Source organism: Streptomyces sp. NRRL F-5727 (assembly GCF_000719555.1).
GTDB lineage: Bacteria > Actinomycetota > Actinomycetes > Streptomycetales > Streptomycetaceae > Streptomyces.
Genome location: NZ_JOGX01000002.1, coordinates 88698 through 104185, shown reverse-complemented (window position 1 = coordinate 104185; position 15488 = coordinate 88698). Strand labels below are relative to the sequence as shown.

At 72.5% G+C, this 15488-nt stretch carries 11 protein-coding genes; 5 read left to right on the top strand and 6 right to left on the bottom strand.

The window, feature by feature from the left end; all coding sequences use genetic code 11:
* Window positions 1–65: 65 nt before the first annotated feature.
* Window positions 66–3101, bottom strand: a complete 3036-nt coding sequence (gene uvrA, locus IF73_RS0102010; RefSeq protein ID WP_031002742.1) for an excinuclease ABC subunit UvrA — start codon at window positions 3099–3101, stop codon at window positions 66–68.
* Between the two features lie 178 nt (window positions 3102–3279).
* Between uvrA and IF73_RS0102005 the strand changes: the two genes are divergently transcribed.
* The 3 genes from IF73_RS0102005 to IF73_RS0101995 all read left to right on the top strand — a co-directional run bounded on the left by IF73_RS0102005 (window position 3280) and on the right by IF73_RS0101995 (window position 6123).
* The gene (locus IF73_RS0102005; RefSeq protein WP_031002740.1) at window positions 3280–3969 is read left to right on the top strand and encodes a maleylpyruvate isomerase family mycothiol-dependent enzyme; all 690 of its coding nucleotides are present in this window, start codon (window positions 3280–3282) and stop codon (window positions 3967–3969) included.
* A gap of 47 nt (window positions 3970–4016) precedes the next feature.
* On the top strand, window positions 4017–4673 hold the full coding sequence (locus IF73_RS0102000) for an MBL fold metallo-hydrolase (protein WP_031002738.1): 657 nt from the start codon (window positions 4017–4019) through the stop codon (window positions 4671–4673).
* Between the two features lie 163 nt (window positions 4674–4836).
* Window positions 4837–6123, top strand: coding sequence for an MFS transporter (locus tag IF73_RS0101995; protein WP_031002735.1), 1287 nt, complete (start codon window positions 4837–4839; stop codon window positions 6121–6123).
* 81 nt (window positions 6124–6204) lie between these two features.
* Here the strand turns inward: IF73_RS0101995 and IF73_RS0101990 are convergent, their stop codons facing one another.
* From IF73_RS0101990 to IF73_RS0101970, 5 genes are all read right to left on the bottom strand, one after another.
* Window positions 6205–7203: a TerC family protein gene (locus tag IF73_RS0101990; RefSeq protein ID WP_078867905.1), complete on the bottom strand. Its 999-nt coding sequence runs from the start codon at window positions 7201–7203 to the stop codon at window positions 6205–6207.
* A gap of 237 nt (window positions 7204–7440) precedes the next feature.
* Window positions 7441–9312 carry a TerD family protein gene (locus tag IF73_RS0101985; protein ID WP_031002732.1) on the bottom strand — a complete coding sequence of 624 codons (1872 nt, stop codon included), beginning with the start codon at window positions 9310–9312 and terminating at the stop codon, window positions 7441–7443.
* A 120-nt stretch (window positions 9313–9432) separates the two neighbouring features.
* The gene (locus IF73_RS0101980; RefSeq protein WP_030492869.1) at window positions 9433–10011 is read right to left on the bottom strand and encodes a TerD family protein; all 579 of its coding nucleotides are present in this window, start codon (window positions 10009–10011) and stop codon (window positions 9433–9435) included.
* A gap of 148 nt (window positions 10012–10159) precedes the next feature.
* Window positions 10160–12307: an excinuclease ABC subunit UvrB gene (gene uvrB, locus IF73_RS0101975; protein ID WP_031002729.1), complete on the bottom strand. Its 2148-nt coding sequence runs from the start codon at window positions 12305–12307 to the stop codon at window positions 10160–10162.
* 72 nt (window positions 12308–12379) lie between these two features.
* Window positions 12380–13279 (bottom strand): MHYT domain-containing protein, encoded by a 900-nt coding sequence (locus tag IF73_RS0101970; protein ID WP_031002727.1) that lies wholly within the window; start codon window positions 13277–13279, stop codon window positions 12380–12382.
* A gap of 294 nt (window positions 13280–13573) precedes the next feature.
* Here IF73_RS0101970 and IF73_RS0101965 point away from each other — a divergent pair, with 294 nt between their 5' ends.
* Window positions 13574–14128, top strand: coding sequence for a methylated-DNA--[protein]-cysteine S-methyltransferase (locus tag IF73_RS0101965; protein ID WP_031002725.1), 555 nt, complete (start codon window positions 13574–13576; stop codon window positions 14126–14128).
* A gap of 44 nt (window positions 14129–14172) precedes the next feature.
* Window positions 14173–15474, top strand: coding sequence for an MFS transporter (locus IF73_RS0101960; protein ID WP_031002724.1), 1302 nt, complete (start codon window positions 14173–14175; stop codon window positions 15472–15474).
* The last annotated feature ends 14 nt before the right edge of the window (window positions 15475–15488 follow it).

Genomic DNA, 15488 nt, shown 5'->3' with positions numbered 1-15488 from the left:
CACGCCGGACGGCGGCCACACGGGCGCCGTGCCGTCCGGGGCTCCGGGCCCCGGACGGCACGGCGTCACGCCTTGCGGGTGCGGGTCGCCGTCTTCTTGGCCGGCGCCGCCTTCTTCGCCGCGGCCGTCTTCGCCGTGGCCGTCTTCTTCGCGGCCGTCTTCTTCGCGGCCGGCGCCTTCTTCGCCGCCGCCTTCTTCGCGGTGGCCTTCTTCGCCGCCGTGCCGCGTGCCGCCGGCACCCCCGCGTCGCTGACGCGGTCCGCGCCGAGGATCTCGCGGAGGAACTTGCCGGTGTGGCTGGCCGGCTCCGAGGCGACCTCCTCCGGGGTGCCCTCGGCGACGACGACGCCACCGCCGCTGCCGCCCTCGGGACCCATGTCGATGATCCAGTCGGCGGTCTTGATGACATCGAGGTTGTGCTCGATGACGATCACCGAGTTGCCCTTGTCGACCAGGCCCGACAGGACCTTGATCAGCTTCGAGATGTCCTCGAAGTGCAGACCGGTCGTCGGCTCGTCCAGGACGTACACCGTGCGCCCCGTCGACCGCTTCTGGAGCTCGGACGCGAGCTTGACGCGCTGCGCCTCGCCGCCGGAGAGCGTCGGCGCCGACTGCCCGAGCCGGACGTAACCGAGCCCGACCTCGTTGAGCGTCCGCAGGTGGCGGGCGATCGTGGGGACGGCCTCGAAGAAGTCCAGGGCCTCCTCGATCGGCATGTCCAGCACCTCGGCGATGGACTTGCCCTTGTAGTGGACCTCCAGGGTCTCCCGGTTGTACCGGGCCCCGTGGCAGACCTCGCACGGCACGTACACGTCCGGGAGGAAGTTCATCTCGATCTTGATGGTGCCGTCGCCGGAGCAGTTCTCGCAGCGCCCGCCCTTGACGTTGAAGGAGAAGCGGCCGGGCAGGTAGCCCCGTACCTTCGCCTCCATCGTCTCCGCGAAGAGCCTGCGGACGTGGTCGAAGACGCCGGTGTACGTCGCCGGGTTGGAACGCGGGGTGCGGCCGATCGGCGACTGGTCGACGTGCACGACCTTGTCGACGAGGTCGTCGCCCTCCACGCGCGTGTGCCGCCCGGGCACCGTCTTCGCGCCGTTCAGCTCGCGCGCCAGGTGGGTGTAGAGGATGTCGTTGACCAGCGTCGACTTGCCGGAGCCGGAGACGCCGGTGACGGCGGTGAGGACGCCCAGCGGGAAGGAGACGTCGATGTCCCGCAGGTTGTTCTCCCGGGCGCCGTGCACGGTGAGCAGCCGGCCGGGGTCGACGGGGCGGCGGATGTCCGGGGTGGTGATCGCCCGGCGGCCGGACAGGTACTGCCCGGTCATCGACTCCTCGTTGGCGAGGAGCTCCTTCAAGGTGCCGGAGTGGACGACCTTGCCGCCGTGCTCGCCGGCGCCGGGGCCGATGTCCACGACCCAGTCGGCGACCTTGATGGTGTCCTCGTCGTGCTCGACGACGATGAGCGTGTTGCCCATGTCGCGGAGGCGGACCAGGGTCTCGATCAGGCGGTGGTTGTCGCGCTGGTGGAGGCCGATGGACGGCTCGTCGAGCACGTAGAGCACGCCGACCAGGCCGGAGCCGATCTGGGTGGCGAGCCGGATGCGCTGGGCCTCGCCGCCGGAGAGGGTGCCGGCCGCGCGGTTGAGCGAGAGGTAGTCGAGGCCGACGTCGACGAGGAAGCGCAGCCGCTCGTTGACCTCCTTGAGGACCCGCTCGGCGATCTTCTTGTCACGGGCGTTGAGCGTGAGCCGGCCCAGGAACTCGGCGCAGTCGCTGATCGACATCGCGGAGACCTCGGCGATGGACCGGTCCATCACGGTGACCGCGAGCACGATCGGCTTCAGGCGGGAGCCCTCGCAGGTGGGGCAGGGCACCTCGCGCATGTACCCCTCGAAGCGCTCCCGGCTGGAGTCGCTCTCGGCCTCGCTGTGGCGCCGCTTCACGAAGGAGACGGCGCCTTCGAAGGCGGGGCTGGTCCAGGCGCGCTCGCGCCCGTACCGGTTGCGGTAGCGGACCTCGATCTGGGTCTTGTGGCCGTACATGAGGGCCTTCTTGGCCCGCTGCGGGAGGCCCGCGTAGGGGATGTCGGTGCGGAAGCCGAGGGCCTGCGAGAGCCCGTCGATCATCCGGCCGAAGTACTCCTTGGTGTGGCCGTGGGACCACGGGTGGATGGCGCCCTCGTCGAGGGACTTCTCCTCGTCGGGGACGACCAGCTCGGGGTCGACCTCCATGCGGGTGCCGATGCCGGTGCAGTCGGGGCAGGCGCCGAAGGGCGAGTTGAAGGAGAAGGAGCGGGGCTCCAGCTCCTCGAAGGAGAGGTCGTCGTACGGGCAGTAGAGGTGCTCCGAGTACATCTTCTCGCGCTCGGGGTCGTCCTCGGGGAGGTCGACGAAGTCGAGCACGACCATGCCGCCGGAGAGGCCGAGGGCGGTCTCGACGGAGTCGGTGAGGCGGCGCTTGGCGCTGTCCTTCACGGTGAGGCGGTCGACGACCACCTCGATGGTGTGCTTCTCCTGCTTCTTGAGCGTCGGCGGCTCGCTGAGCTGGATGGTCTGCCCGTCGACCCGGGCGCGGCTGTAGCCCTTGGTCTGGAGGTCGGCGAAGAGGTCGACGAACTCGCCCTTGCGCTCGCGCACGAGCGGGGAGAGCACCTGGAAGCGGCTGCCCTCGGGCAGCTCCAGGACCTTGTCGACGATGGCCTGCGGCGACTGGCGCGAGATCGGCCGGCGGCACTCGGGACAGTGCGGCTTGCCGATGCGGGCGAAGAGCAGGCGGAGGTAGTCGTAGACCTCGGTGATGGTGCCGACCGTGGAGCGCGGGTTGCGCGAGGTCGACTTCTGGTCGATGGAGACGGCGGGCGAGAGACCCTCGATGAAGTCCACGTCCGGCTTGTCCATCTGACCGAGGAACTGCCGCGCGTACGAGGAGAGCGACTCGACGTACCGGCGCTGCCCCTCGGCGAAGATCGTGTCGAACGCGAGGGAGGACTTGCCCGATCCCGAGAGCCCGGTGAAGACGATGAGGGAGTCACGGGGGAGATCGAGCGAGACGTTCTTGAGGTTGTGCTCGCGCGCGCCACGGACGATGAGACGGTCGGCCACGCCGGTCCGCACCTTTCTTGAGAGAGCGGATGTGCCTGTGAACACCCAACAACCAAGGATGCCGGAAGCTTCCGCGGTGGGTGGTTGCCCCCCCCCGAGCCTATAGCACGTACATTCGATTTCCGGGCCTCGCCCGCCTGCTTCACCCGAACGAGTGGTCGGCGCTAGGGTCGGCGCCATGATCGACCACGAGCGCGACCTCGCCTCCCTGCACGAAGCGACCGAGCGGCTGCTGACCGACGCCGCCTCCTGGGACAACGCCTCCGTAGCCGAGCCGTCACGGCTTCCCGGCTGGACGCGCGGCCACGTCCTCGCCCACCTGGCCCGGAACGCCGACGCCCTGGTGAACGTCCTCGAAGGCCGACCCATGTACGCGAGCGCCGAGGCCCGCGACGCGGACATCGAGCGCGACGCCGCCCGCCCCCTCGACGTCCAGCTCGCCGACGTGCGCGCGACCGACGCCGCCTTCCGCGAGACGGCCGCCGCACCCGCCGACTGGAGCCGCACCGTCGAGCTGCGCAACGGCGTCACCGACAGCGCCTCCCGGCTCCCCTTCCGCCGCTGGGTCGAGGTGGCCCTCCACCACGTCGACCTCGGCTGCGGCTACGAGCTGGAGGACCTCCCCGAGGAGTTCGTCCAGCGCGAGATCGACTTCCTCGCCGAGCGGTTCGCCGGGCACCCGGACGTCCCCTCCACCGGCCTGCGCGCCGACGACGGCCGGACGTGGACCACCGGCGGCGGCGCCGAGGGCGGCCCGGTGACCGTCTCCGGACCCGCTCCCGAGCTGCTCGGCTGGCTGGCCGGCCGCCGCGACGGCTCCGCCCTGAAGACCGAGGGCGGCGCGCTCCCCCAGCTCCCGCCGCTCTAGACGCCGTTCCCGGGACCGCTGTCGGCGGGCGGGGCTAGTCTGAGGCCATGACGTACAGCGGAGCGGTGAGGGTGGGCGGTCCGGCCGACGTCCACGAGCTGAAGGACCTGATGATCTCCAAGGTCGCGGTCGGCCCGATGGACAACAACGCGTACCTGCTGCGCTGCCGGGCCACCGGCGCCCAGCTGCTCATCGACGCGGCCAACGACGCCGAGACCCTGCTCACGCTGATCGGTGACGACGGCATCAGCGCCGTCGTCACCACCCACCGGCACGGCGACCACTGGCAGGCCCTGGCCCAGGTGGTCGCCGCCACCGGCGCCACCACGTACGCGGGCGCGTACGACGCGGAGGGCATCCCGGTCGCCACCGACGTCCTCGTCGAGGACGGCGACACGATCCGGGTGGGCGAGGTGGAGCTCACCGCCCGGCACCTCGTCGGCCACACCCCCGGCTCCATCGCGCTGGTCTACGACGACCCGCACGGCCACCCGCACCTCTTCACCGGCGACTGCCTCTTCCCCGGCGGCGTCGGCAACACGTGGAAGGACCCGGAGGCGTTCGCGAGCCTCCTCCGGGACGTCGAGACCAAGCTCTTCGCCGCGCTGCCGGACGAGACCTGGGTCTACCCCGGCCACGGCAAGGACACCACGCTCGGTGACGAGCGCCCCCACCTCCCGGAGTGGCGCGAGCGCGGCTGGTGATCCCGCCGGTGCCGCAGCGCCCCCGGTGACCCCGGGGGGCGCCCCCGTATGCCGCCATGACCGCTCCCGTACGCCCCCGTAACCCGGACGGCGGCCGGGTAGTTGGCGGCACATGCACCCCAGTCACGCTCCGTCGCCACCGGCGGCCCCGCCCACCCCCTCCATGCCCCGGCTCGCCGCCGCCTCGCTCGTCGGCACCGCCATCGAGTTCTTCGACTTCTTCGTCTACGGAACGGCCGCCGCCCTCGTCCTCGGGCCGCTCTTCTTCCCGACCTTCTCCCCGCTCGCCGGGACCCTCGCCGCCTTCGGCACCTTCGCCATCGGCTTCCTCTCCCGCCCCATGGGATCCGTCCTCTTCGGACACGTCGGGGACCGGCACGGGCGGCGCCCAGTGCTCTTCGCCTCCCTGCTGCTGACCGGCTGCGCCACCGTCGCGGTCGGCTGTGTCCCCACGTACGAGTCGATCGGCGTCGCCGCTCCCGTGCTCCTGCTGGTGCTCCGCTTCCTCCAGGGGCTCGGGCTCGGCGGCGAATGGGGCGGGGCCGTCCTGCTCACCGCCGAGCACGCCCCGCCGCACCGCCGGGCGCTCTGGGCGAGCTTCCCGCAGATCGGCCCGGCGGTCGGCTTCCTGCTCGCGAACGGCGTGATGCTGGCGCTCACCGCCGGGCTGAGCGACGCCGACTTCCGGTCCTGGGGATGGCGGGTGCCCTTCTGGGCGGCGGGGCTGCTCGCCGCCGTCGGGCTGCTGCTGCGCTCCTCGCTCGCCGAGACCCCGCAGTTCGAGGAGCTGTCCGCGTCCGGGCGGCGGGCGAACGCCCCGCTCGCCGAGGTGGCGCGCGACCACTGGCGGCTCGTCCTGCTGACCGCCGGCGCCCTCGCCGTGGGGTACGCGATCTTCTACACCGTCTCCACCTGGGCACTGGCCTACGGCACCGAGAAGCTCGGGGTGAGCAGCACGGTGATGCTCGTCTGCGTGATGGCCGCGGTGGCGGTGAAGGGCGCGGCGACGCCGTTCCTGGCCCTGCTGGGCGACCGCTGGGGGCGCCGGCCGCTCTGCCTCGCGGGGTGCGCGGGGGCGGCGCTGTGGATGTTCCCGATGGTGGCGCTGCTGCACACCCGGCAGCCGCTGCTGATGTTCCTGGGCTTCCTGGGGGCGCTGCTCGCCTTCATCACCATGTTCGCGGTGGTCGCCGCGTACCTCCCGGAGCTGTACGAGCCCCGGGTGCGCTGCACGGGCGCGGCGGTGGGCTACAACCTGGCGGGGGTGCTCGGCGGGGCGCTGACGCCGATCGTGGCGACGACGCTGTCGGAGGGCGGCTCGGGCCCGCCGTGGGGCGTGGCGGCCTATCTGACGGTGGTGGCGCTGGTGAGCCTCGGCTGCTTCGCGCTGCTGCCGGAGACGCTGCCGGAGCGGCGCGCCGCGGAGGCGGTCGAGTCCGCGCCCGCCTAGCGGGGCGGTACGGGAACGGCGACGGCCGGCCCGGGCGGAATGCCCGGGCCGGCCGTCGCCGTCACGCGTGGCGGGGGCGGGTCACGCCTCGACGCTGTCCTTGCCCGACTTCTCCGCGGCCTCGGCAGCCGCCTTCTCGGACTGCTTCTTCGAGGCGATCAGGCTGGTGATCGTGGTGACGACCAGGACCGCGCAGATGAAGGCGAGCGAGAAGGGGATGGAGATCTCGGGGACGTGGAGCCCGGACTCGTGCAGGGCGTGCAGCACGAGCTTGACGCCGATGAAGCCGAGGATCACCGACAGGCCGTAGCTGAGGTGGACCAGCTTCTTGAGCAGGCCGCCGATCAGGAAGTAGAGCTGGCGCAGGCCCATGAGGGCGAAGGCGTTGGCGGTGAAGACGATGTACGGGTCCTGGGTCAGGCCGAAGATCGCCGGGATGGAGTCGAGGGCGAAGAGGATGTCGGTGGTGCCGATGGCGAGCATGACGACCATCAGCGGGGTCATCACCCGCTTGCCGTTGACCCGGACGAAGAGCTTCGTCCCGTGGTAGCGGTCGGCGACGCCGAAGCGCTTCTCGATCGACTTGAGGAGACGGTTCTCCTCGTAGTCGTCCTCCTCCTCGCCGGCACGCGCCTCCTGGATGAGCTTCCAGGCGGTGTAGATCAGGAAGGCGCCGAAGATGTAGAAGACCCAGGAGAAGTTGGCGATGATCGCGGCGCCCGCGGCGATGAAGATCGCGCGGAGGACCAGGGCGATGAGGACGCCGACCATCAGCACCCGCTGCTGGAGGTGCGAGGGAACCGCGAACTTCGCCATGATCAGGACGAAGACGAAGAGGTTGTCGACGCTGAGGGACTTCTCCGTGATGTAGCCGGCGAAGAACTCGCCCGACGCCTGGCTGTCACCCCAGACGAGCAGACCCAGTCCGAAGAGGACGGCGAGGACGATCCAGACGATCGTCCAGATTCCGGCTTCCTTGATCGACACGTCATGGGGCTTGCGCCCGATGAAGAAGTCGACCGCGATCAGGGCACACAGACCGAGAATGGTCAGCACCCACATGGTCATCGAAACGTCCACTGCGCCTCCGGCTTCGTACGGCTACTGATCAGCGTCGTCGCTGCCGGAGGTCTCTTCCACCCGAGGACGCTCGCACGACCGCCGGGCCGACGCCCCGGGACCGGATGTCCTTGATCCGTCCGTATTGACGGGTACGCCGCGCATGGGGAGTACTCCCCTCCGCTCCCCAGAGACTACCCGAAGAACCAAGAGAAGGTAAAGAGAAGGGTAAAGAGAGGCCAAACGACCTGGTCAGGGTCAGTGTCGCCGCCGCGCCTCACCCACCTGTCCGAGGACCTGCCAGAGCACCGCGCTGCCCGGCGGGACCGTGGGCGGCTCGTACGTCCAGGCGTGGCCGACCCAGGGGTCGGCGAGGTGGTCGTCGGGCACCGGGGTGAGCCGGAGCAGCGAGCGCCAGAGCGGGTCGAGCTCCGGCCCGTACGCGGCGGCGTCCGCCCGGTCCGCGACCATCAGCAGGTGGACGCCGACGGAGGGGCCCTCGTCGGCGAGGTAGCGGAGCCGGGTGACGGCCCGGTCGTCGAAGCCGTGCGGGAAGTCGTGGACGACGAGCAGCTGGCGCGAGCCGTCGAAGCCGGGCGGCAGGTCCTCCGAGGCGTCGCCGCGCACCGCCATCTGGAGCAGGTCGACCCGCTCGGTGAGCTGGGCGAGGACGGCGGTGACCCCGGCCGCGCCCCGGGCCGGCGGGGCGGCCAGGACGCCGGTCTCGACCAGCGGCCCGAAGGCGGCGGCCCCGCTGCCCGCCGGGTCGAGCACGTGGACGGTGAGGGCGCCGGCGGGGTACGCGGCGAGCAGCCGGGCGGTGTGCGCCACGGCGCTGTCCAGGGCGAGCCGGCGCAGCTCGGTCTCGTCGAGCAGGCCGGCCGCCGAGGTCCGGCCGGGGCCCGCGTCGATCCAGAGCCCGCGCTCCAGCGGCAGCCGGACCAGGAAGGGGATGCGGAGGCCGGTCCGCTCGGGGAGGTGGAGGTCGCCGAGGCGGACCGCCATCGGCGCCTCCTCCGGGGTCCGGTAGGCGTGCCAGACGGGGTTGTCCCAGCGGGCGTAGGCGACCGGCAGGGCGGGCTCGACGACCTCGGACTCGGCGGTGAGCTGCGCGAGGTCCCGGTCGAGGACCTCCTGGGCGCGGCTCATCAGCTCCTCGTGGGTGGCGCGGGCCTCGGCCCGGGCGGCGTCGCCGGCGCCCCCGACGCGGGTGCTCGGATCGGCGAGCACCTGGTCGATGGCGCGGTCGAGGCGGTGGTCGGCGAAGTCGCGGGCGCTGCGGTAGGCGGCCACGGTCCGGGCCAGGTCCTCGAACATGCCCCACACCTGGTTGTAGAGCCGCTCGTCCATCGTCCAGCCGGTGGCGTCCCCGGCGACGGGCGCCGGGCGGGAGTCGGCCGGCGGCGCGGACGGCTGCGGCGGTACGGCTCCGGCGCCGGCGGCCGGGCCCGGCCCGGGCTCCGTGGGGGCGGGCCGGGGGGCCGGGCGGCGGCTCGGGTGGGTGTAGCTGATCGTGGTGGTGGCGACGTCGGCCGGGGCGGTCGCGGTCTCGGGGACCAGCGGCGGCGGCACCGGGGCCCCGGCGGGGGCGACCGCGTCCAGGACGGCGGCGGCGAGCTCGGCGGCGGCAGGGGCGCCCTGGTCGGCGAGGAGGGCGGCGAGCCCGCCCTCGTACCCCTGCCCGACGGCGCGGACCTTCCAGGTGCCCTGGCGGCGGTAGAGCTCCAGCGCGACGACGGCGGACTCCCGGTCGAGGCCGGTGATGGTGTACGTGACGACGGCGGCGCCCGCCGGGTCGGCGACGGACACGAAGGGGGCGGCGGCGGTGCCGAAGCGGGCCGGGCCGCCCGCGACCGGCGGCAGGGCGAGGAGGACGGAGAGGCGGTGGACGGAGTCCGGGAGGGCGGCGAGGTCCACGGCGATGCGGTGTTCGGCCGCGACCGCCCCGGGGACCTCGACCCCCGGCCGTACGGGGGCGCCGGGGTGGACGATCCACTCGGCGCCGGCGACATGGCCCCGCTCGTCGCCGAGGGTGGCCCCGGCGACGACCGGGTGTCCGGCGGACACCCGGAGTTCGAGTCGGGTGTCGGGCAGGGGGTGGTTCTGCCCCCGGACCAGCTCGGCCGTCATCTGGACTCTGTTCCCCTCGGCGCTGTTCGGGTCGGTCATGCGGGGCAGCTCCCGGCGGGCCGGTGCCCGTCGGGAGCTGCGGTGCCGCGGCGGCGGGGCCGTGGGGCCCCGCCGGTCGGTCTACAGGTGCGGCAGGATCGCCGGCATCAGGTCCTGGAAGGTGCGGCCGTTGGCCGGGTTGCCCAGGGCCGTCATCTGCCAGCCGGAGCCGGCCCGGTGCACCTTGGCCATGATCTGCGCGGTGTACTGGCCGCCGCCGTCCAGGGTGTAGCGCGCGAGCTCCTGGCCGTTCGTCTCGTCGACGAGCCGGCAGAAGGCGTTCTGCACCTCCTGGAACGTCTGCCCGGTGAAGGAGTTCACCGTGAAGACGATCTGGTCGATGTGGACGGGCACCCGCTGGAGGTCGACGAGGATGGCCTCGTCGTCGCCGCCCTGGCCCACGCCGCCCACGAGGTTGTCCCCGGTGTGGCGGACGGAGCCGTCGTCGCTGACCAGGTGGCGGAAGAAGACCACGTCCACCGGCTGCTTCTCGGCGAAGAGCACGGCGGAGGCGTCCAGGTCGATCTCGCGCGTGCGCGAGCCGAAGAGCCCCCGGCGCGGCGCGGCCTGCCAGCCGAGCCCCATCCGCACCTGGGTGAGGCTGCCCCCGCCCTGCTTCTCCAGGCTGATGGCCTGCCCCTTGGTCATGTTGACCGTCACGCGCTGCCCCTCTCGTCGTTGTGGCAGCACCCTACGCAGGCCCACTGACAACGTGCCGGGCGCGGCCCGGTTTTGTGTCGGTCTTGCAACACACCGGGCCGCCTCGCCGCACTCCGGTCCCGGCTCGCCCCGGCCGGGACCGGCGCCTTCACGCCAGGCCCGCCTCCTTCATCTGGCGCAGTTCCTTCTTGAGTTCGGCGACCTCGTCGCGCAGCCGGGCGGCCACCTCGAACTGCAGCTCGGCGGCGGCGGCGCGCATCCGCTCCGTCATCTCCTCGATGACCCCGGCCAGTTCGGCGGCGGGCCGGTCGCCGAGCTCCAGCGTCGAGCCGCCCTTGGCGCCGGCCTTGCCCGCCTTGCCCGCCTTCGGCGCGTGCGCGGCGAGCGAGGGCACCGGGGACTTGGCGCCCTTTCCGTCCTTGGCCTGCCGGTAGCCGCTGCCGAGGAGCTGCTCGGTGTCGACCTCCTCGCGCGCGATGGTGGCGACGATGTCGTTGATCTTCTTGCGGAGCGGCTGGGGGTCGATCCCGTGCTCCTTGTTGTAGGCGACCTGCTTCTCGCGGCGCCGGTTGGTCTCGTCGATCGCCTGCGCCATGGCCGGGGTGATGGTGTCGGCGTACATGTGGACCTGGCCCGACACGTTGCGCGCGGCGCGGCCGATGGTCTGGATGAGCGAGGTCCCGGAGCGCAGGAAGCCCTGCTTGTCGGCGTCGAGGATGGCGACGAGGGAGACCTCGGGGAGGTCGAGGCCCTCGCGGAGCAGGTTGATGCCGACGAGGACGTCGTACTCGCCGGAGCGGAGCTCGCGCAGCAGCTCGATGCGGCGCAGGGTGTCCACGTCGCTGTGGAGGTAGCGGACCTGGATGCCGAGCTCCAGGAAGTAGTCGGTGAGGTCCTCGGCCATCTTCTTGGTGAGGGTGGTGACGAGGACGCGCTCGTCCCGCTCGGTGCGCACCCGGATCTCGTGGACCAGGTCGTCGATCTGGCCCTCGGTGGGCTTGACGACGACCTCGGGGTCGACGAGGCCGGTGGGGCGGATGATCTGCTCGACGAAGCCGTCGGAGCGGGACAGCTCGTAGGTGCCGGGGGTGGCGGAGAGGTAGACGGTCTGGCCGATCCGCTGCTGGAACTCCTCCCACTTCAGCGGGCGGTTGTCGAGGGCGGAGGGGAGCCGGAAGCCGTGGTCGACGAGGGTCCGCTTGCGGGAGGCGTCGCCCTCGTACATGGCGCCGATCTGCGGCACGGTGACGTGCGACTCGTCGATGACGAGGAGGAAGTCCTCGGGGAAGTAGTCGAGGAGGGTGTTGGGCGGGGAGCCGGGCTCGCGGCCGTCGAAGTGCATCGAGTAGTTCTCGATGCCGGAGCAGGAGCCGATCTGGCGCATCATCTCGATGTCGTAGGTGGTGCGCATCCGGAGCCGCTGGGCCTCCAGCATCTTGCCCTGCTTCTCCAGCTCCGCCAGCCTCCCTTCGAGCTCGCGCTCGATGTCGTTGACGGCCCGTTCCATGCGCTCGGGGCCGGCGACGTAGTGGCTGGCGGGGAAGACGTAGAGCTGCTGGTCCTCGCTGATGATCTCGCCGGTCAGCGGGTGGAGGGTGGAGAGCGCCTCGATCTCGTCGCCGAACATCTCGATGCGGACGGCGAGCTCCTCGTACACGGGGAAGATCTCGATGGTGTCGCCGCGGACCCGGAAGGTGCCGCGGGTGAAGGCGAGGTCGTTGCGCGTGTACTGGATGTCGACGAAGCGGCGGAGCAGCTGGTCGCGGTCGATCTCCTCGCCGACCTTGAGCGGGACCATGCGGTCCACGTACTCCTGCGGGGTGCCGAGGCCGTAGATGCAGGAGACGGAGGCGACCACGACCACGTCCCTGCGGGTGAGCAGCGAGTTGGTGGCGGAGTGGCGCAGCCGCTCGACCTCCTCGTTGATCGAGGAGTCCTTCTCGATGTAGGTGTCCGACTGGGGGACGTACGCCTCGGGCTGGTAGTAGTCGTAGTACGAGACGAAGTACTCGACGGCGTTGTTCGGCAGGAGCTCGCGGAACTCGTTCGCCAGCTGGGCGGCCAGGGTCTTGTTCGGCGCCATCACCAGGGTGGGGCGCTGGAGCTTCTCGATCATCCACGCGGTGGTGGCCGACTTGCCGGTGCCGGTGGCGCCGAGCAGGACGACGTCCTTCTCGCCGGCGCGGATGCGCCGGTCCAGCTCGGCGATGGCCGTCGGCTGGTCGCCGCTCGGCTGGAAGGGGGAGACGACCTCGAAGGGCGCCACCGAACGTTCGATCTTGGAAACGGGCCGCATGCCACCACCGTACGACCCGCCACCGACAGTCGGGGGGTGATCGCCGCGCGATCGGAGCGCGGCGGCCCGGTGTCACCAGTCCTGGGAGCGGTGTCCGCCGCGCGGGGCGGAGCGGCGGGAGCGAGCGCGGCCCGGGGGGCGGGCGGTCCAGTTCGCGGGCTCGCCGTAGCTGGGGACGTGCCGGGGGGCGGGGACGCCGGGGCGGTACGGGGAGCGGGCCGGGGCGCGCTGCCAGTCGGGGTCGCCCATGACGAGCAGCGGGTCGAACATGACGACGACGGCGGCGAGGATGAGGAAGACGGCGGGGCCGATCAGCATGGGCAGCAGCAGCGAACCGGCGGAGGTCCCGGCGGAGGCGGCCGGGGCGGCGTGCAGGTGGACGCTGACGGCCGCCATGGCGGTGTAGTGCATGCCGCTGACGGCGACGCCCATGACGAGGCTGGCCCCGAGGCTGGCGAGGAAGCCGTGGACGGAGACCGCCGCCCAGAGGGCGGTGGTGGCGGCGACGACGGCGATGACCACGGAGAGGGCGACGGTGAGGGTGTCGTACTCGATCCTTCCCGGCAGTCGCATCCCGGCCATGCCGAGGTAGTGCATGGTGGCGACGCCGAGGCCGGTGATGGTGCCGCCGGTGACGAGGGTGAGCGCGGTGGCGCCCCGGTAGCCGACGATGAAGATGCCGATGCCGACCATGACGACGGCGACGCCGAGGCTGGCGAAGGTGATCGGCCGGTCGTAGTCGACCGGCGCCTGCTGGACCGAGAAGCCCATCATGGCGATGAAGTGCATGGTCCAGATGCCGGTGCCGATGGAGGTGGAGCCGAGCGCGAGCCAGCCGGCCTTGAAGGAGTCCTGGTGGCGCAGCGAGCGGGTCGTGCATCTCAGCCCCAGGGCACCGCCGAGGCAGGCCATGAGAAAGGCCGCCACCGGTGTGACGATCCCGTAGCTGAATCCGTCGACCGTGCCCTGCATGAGCGTGTGCCCTCCCACCCCTGGCGCATGGACGTCCGAAAACAGTCGGTACCGCTGGGTAGTACTACCGGGGCGAGATTATGGCCCGTCCGGGGTGCGGTGAGCACCTGACCGGGGATTTTCCGGTGGCGAGACCGGAGCGAGACCGGTCCGTGACCTGCGGGGAGGGTCCCGCCGCCGGTTCGCCGTCGATCCGGCGTTCTGGCCGGAGGGCGTCGGTGACCGGCGGCGCCGGTCCGGGGGCGCCCGTCGGCGCGGGGCGGGGCTGTCGGTGCCGGGCCGTACGGTGAGGGCATGGACATCGAGGACGGAGCGCGGGGCGTCACCGCCGAGTGGGCGGTCGTGGGGAGCGGCATCGGCCCGCTCTTCCTGGCGGCCACCGGGCGGGGGCTCGTGCGGGTCGAGTTCCACGCGCGCGAGGGGCGCCGGGAGCGGATGCCGGAGCGGCTCGCCGAGCAGCTGGGCGCCGCGGTCGTCGAGAGCGCCACGGGGCTGCTCGCGGAGCCGGTGCGGCAGCTGGACCGGTACTTCGCGGGCGCGCTGCGCGTGTTCGACCTGCCGCTGGACTGGTCGCTGGCGACCGGCTTCAACCGCCAGGTGCTGCGCGAGCTGGCGGCCGGGGTCCCGTACGGGTCGGTGGTCGGGTACGGGGAGCTGGCGCGGCGGGTCGGGCAGCCGGGGGCGGCGCAGGCGGTGGGCGCGGCCATGGGCGCCAATCCGCTGCCGGTGGTGGTGCCGTGCCACCGCGTGGTGGAGAGCGACGGCGGCCTCGGGGGCTTCGGCGGCGGGCTGGAGACGAAGCGGAGACTCCTGGCGCTGGAGGGCGTGCTGCCGGAACCGCTCTTCTGAGTCCGGGCGTTCCCATCGGCCGGGACGGCTGGCACACTCCGGTAGTGACCAAAACGCCCGACGCCCCTGACACCGCCGCTCAGGGAGAGATATCCGTCCCGATCGGCACCGTCGCCCTCCCGGAGCTGCGCCGCCGGGTCCAGGCGGTGCTCGTCGCCACCCAGATCCTCGGCGGGCTGGGGATCGCCACGGGTGTGGCGCTCGCCGCCGTCCTCGCCACCGAGGTGAGCGGCACGGACGCGCTGGCGGGGCTCGCCTCGACGGCCACGGTGGCCGGGCCCGCGCTGCTCGCGATGCCGCTGGCGGCGCTGATGGCCCGCCGGGGCCGGCGGGCCGGTCTGGTGCTGGCGTATCTGCTGGGCGCACTGGGGGCCGGGATCGCGGTGCTCGGCGCGGTCGTGGGCAGTTTCGCGGTGCTGCTGGTGGGTCTGGTGGGCTTCGGGGCGGGGTCCTCGGCCAATCTCGCGGCCCGGTTCGCCGCCGCCGACCTGGCGGAGCCGGACCGGCGGGCGCGGGCCATCTCGACGGTGGTGTGGGCGACCACGATCGGCGCCGTCCTCGGCCCGAACATCGCGGCTCCGGCCGGGCGGAGCGTCTCCGGGCTCGGCATCCCGGTGGCGGCGGGCCCCTTCGTGTGGGCGGCGGTGGTGTTCGTCGTCTCGGCGCTGGTGGTGGCGGTGCTGCTGCGGCCCGATCCCCTGCTGACGGCGCGGGCGCTGGCCGCGGCGGACGAGGGCGCGGCGGCGGACCTCCCGGAGAGCCGGTCGCTGCGGGCCGGGCTGCGCGCGGTCCGCGCGTCGCCGCAGGCGCGGATCGCCCTGGTGACGGTGGCCGCCTCGCAGACCGTGATGGTGTCGATCATGTCGATGACGCCGGTGGCGCTCACCCACCACGGGGCCGGGATCGAGCTCATCGGGTTCGTCATCAGCGTGCACATCGCGGGCATGTACGCGTTCTCGCCGGTCATGGGCTGGCTCGCGGACCGGCTCGGCCGGCTGGCGGTGATCGGCCTCGCGGTCGGGCTGCTGGGGCTGGCGGCGCTGCTCGCGGGGACGGCGGGGGCGAGCCACACCCGGGTCGCGGCCGGTCTGTTCGTCCTGGGGCTGGGCTGGTCGGCGGGGCTGGTGGCGGGCTCGGCGCTGCTGACGGACTCGGTGCCGCAGGCGGCGCGCGCGGCCGTGCAGGGCCTGTCGGACACGGTGATGAACACGGCGGCGGGCCTCGGCGGTCTGGCGGCCGGGGTGGTCGTCTCCCAGGCGGGCTACGGGCCGCTCAACGCCCTCGCGGCCTGTCTGCTGCTGCCGATGGGCGCGCTGGCCCTGCGGGGCGTGCTCCGCAGGGCCTGAGCGGCACGGCCCGG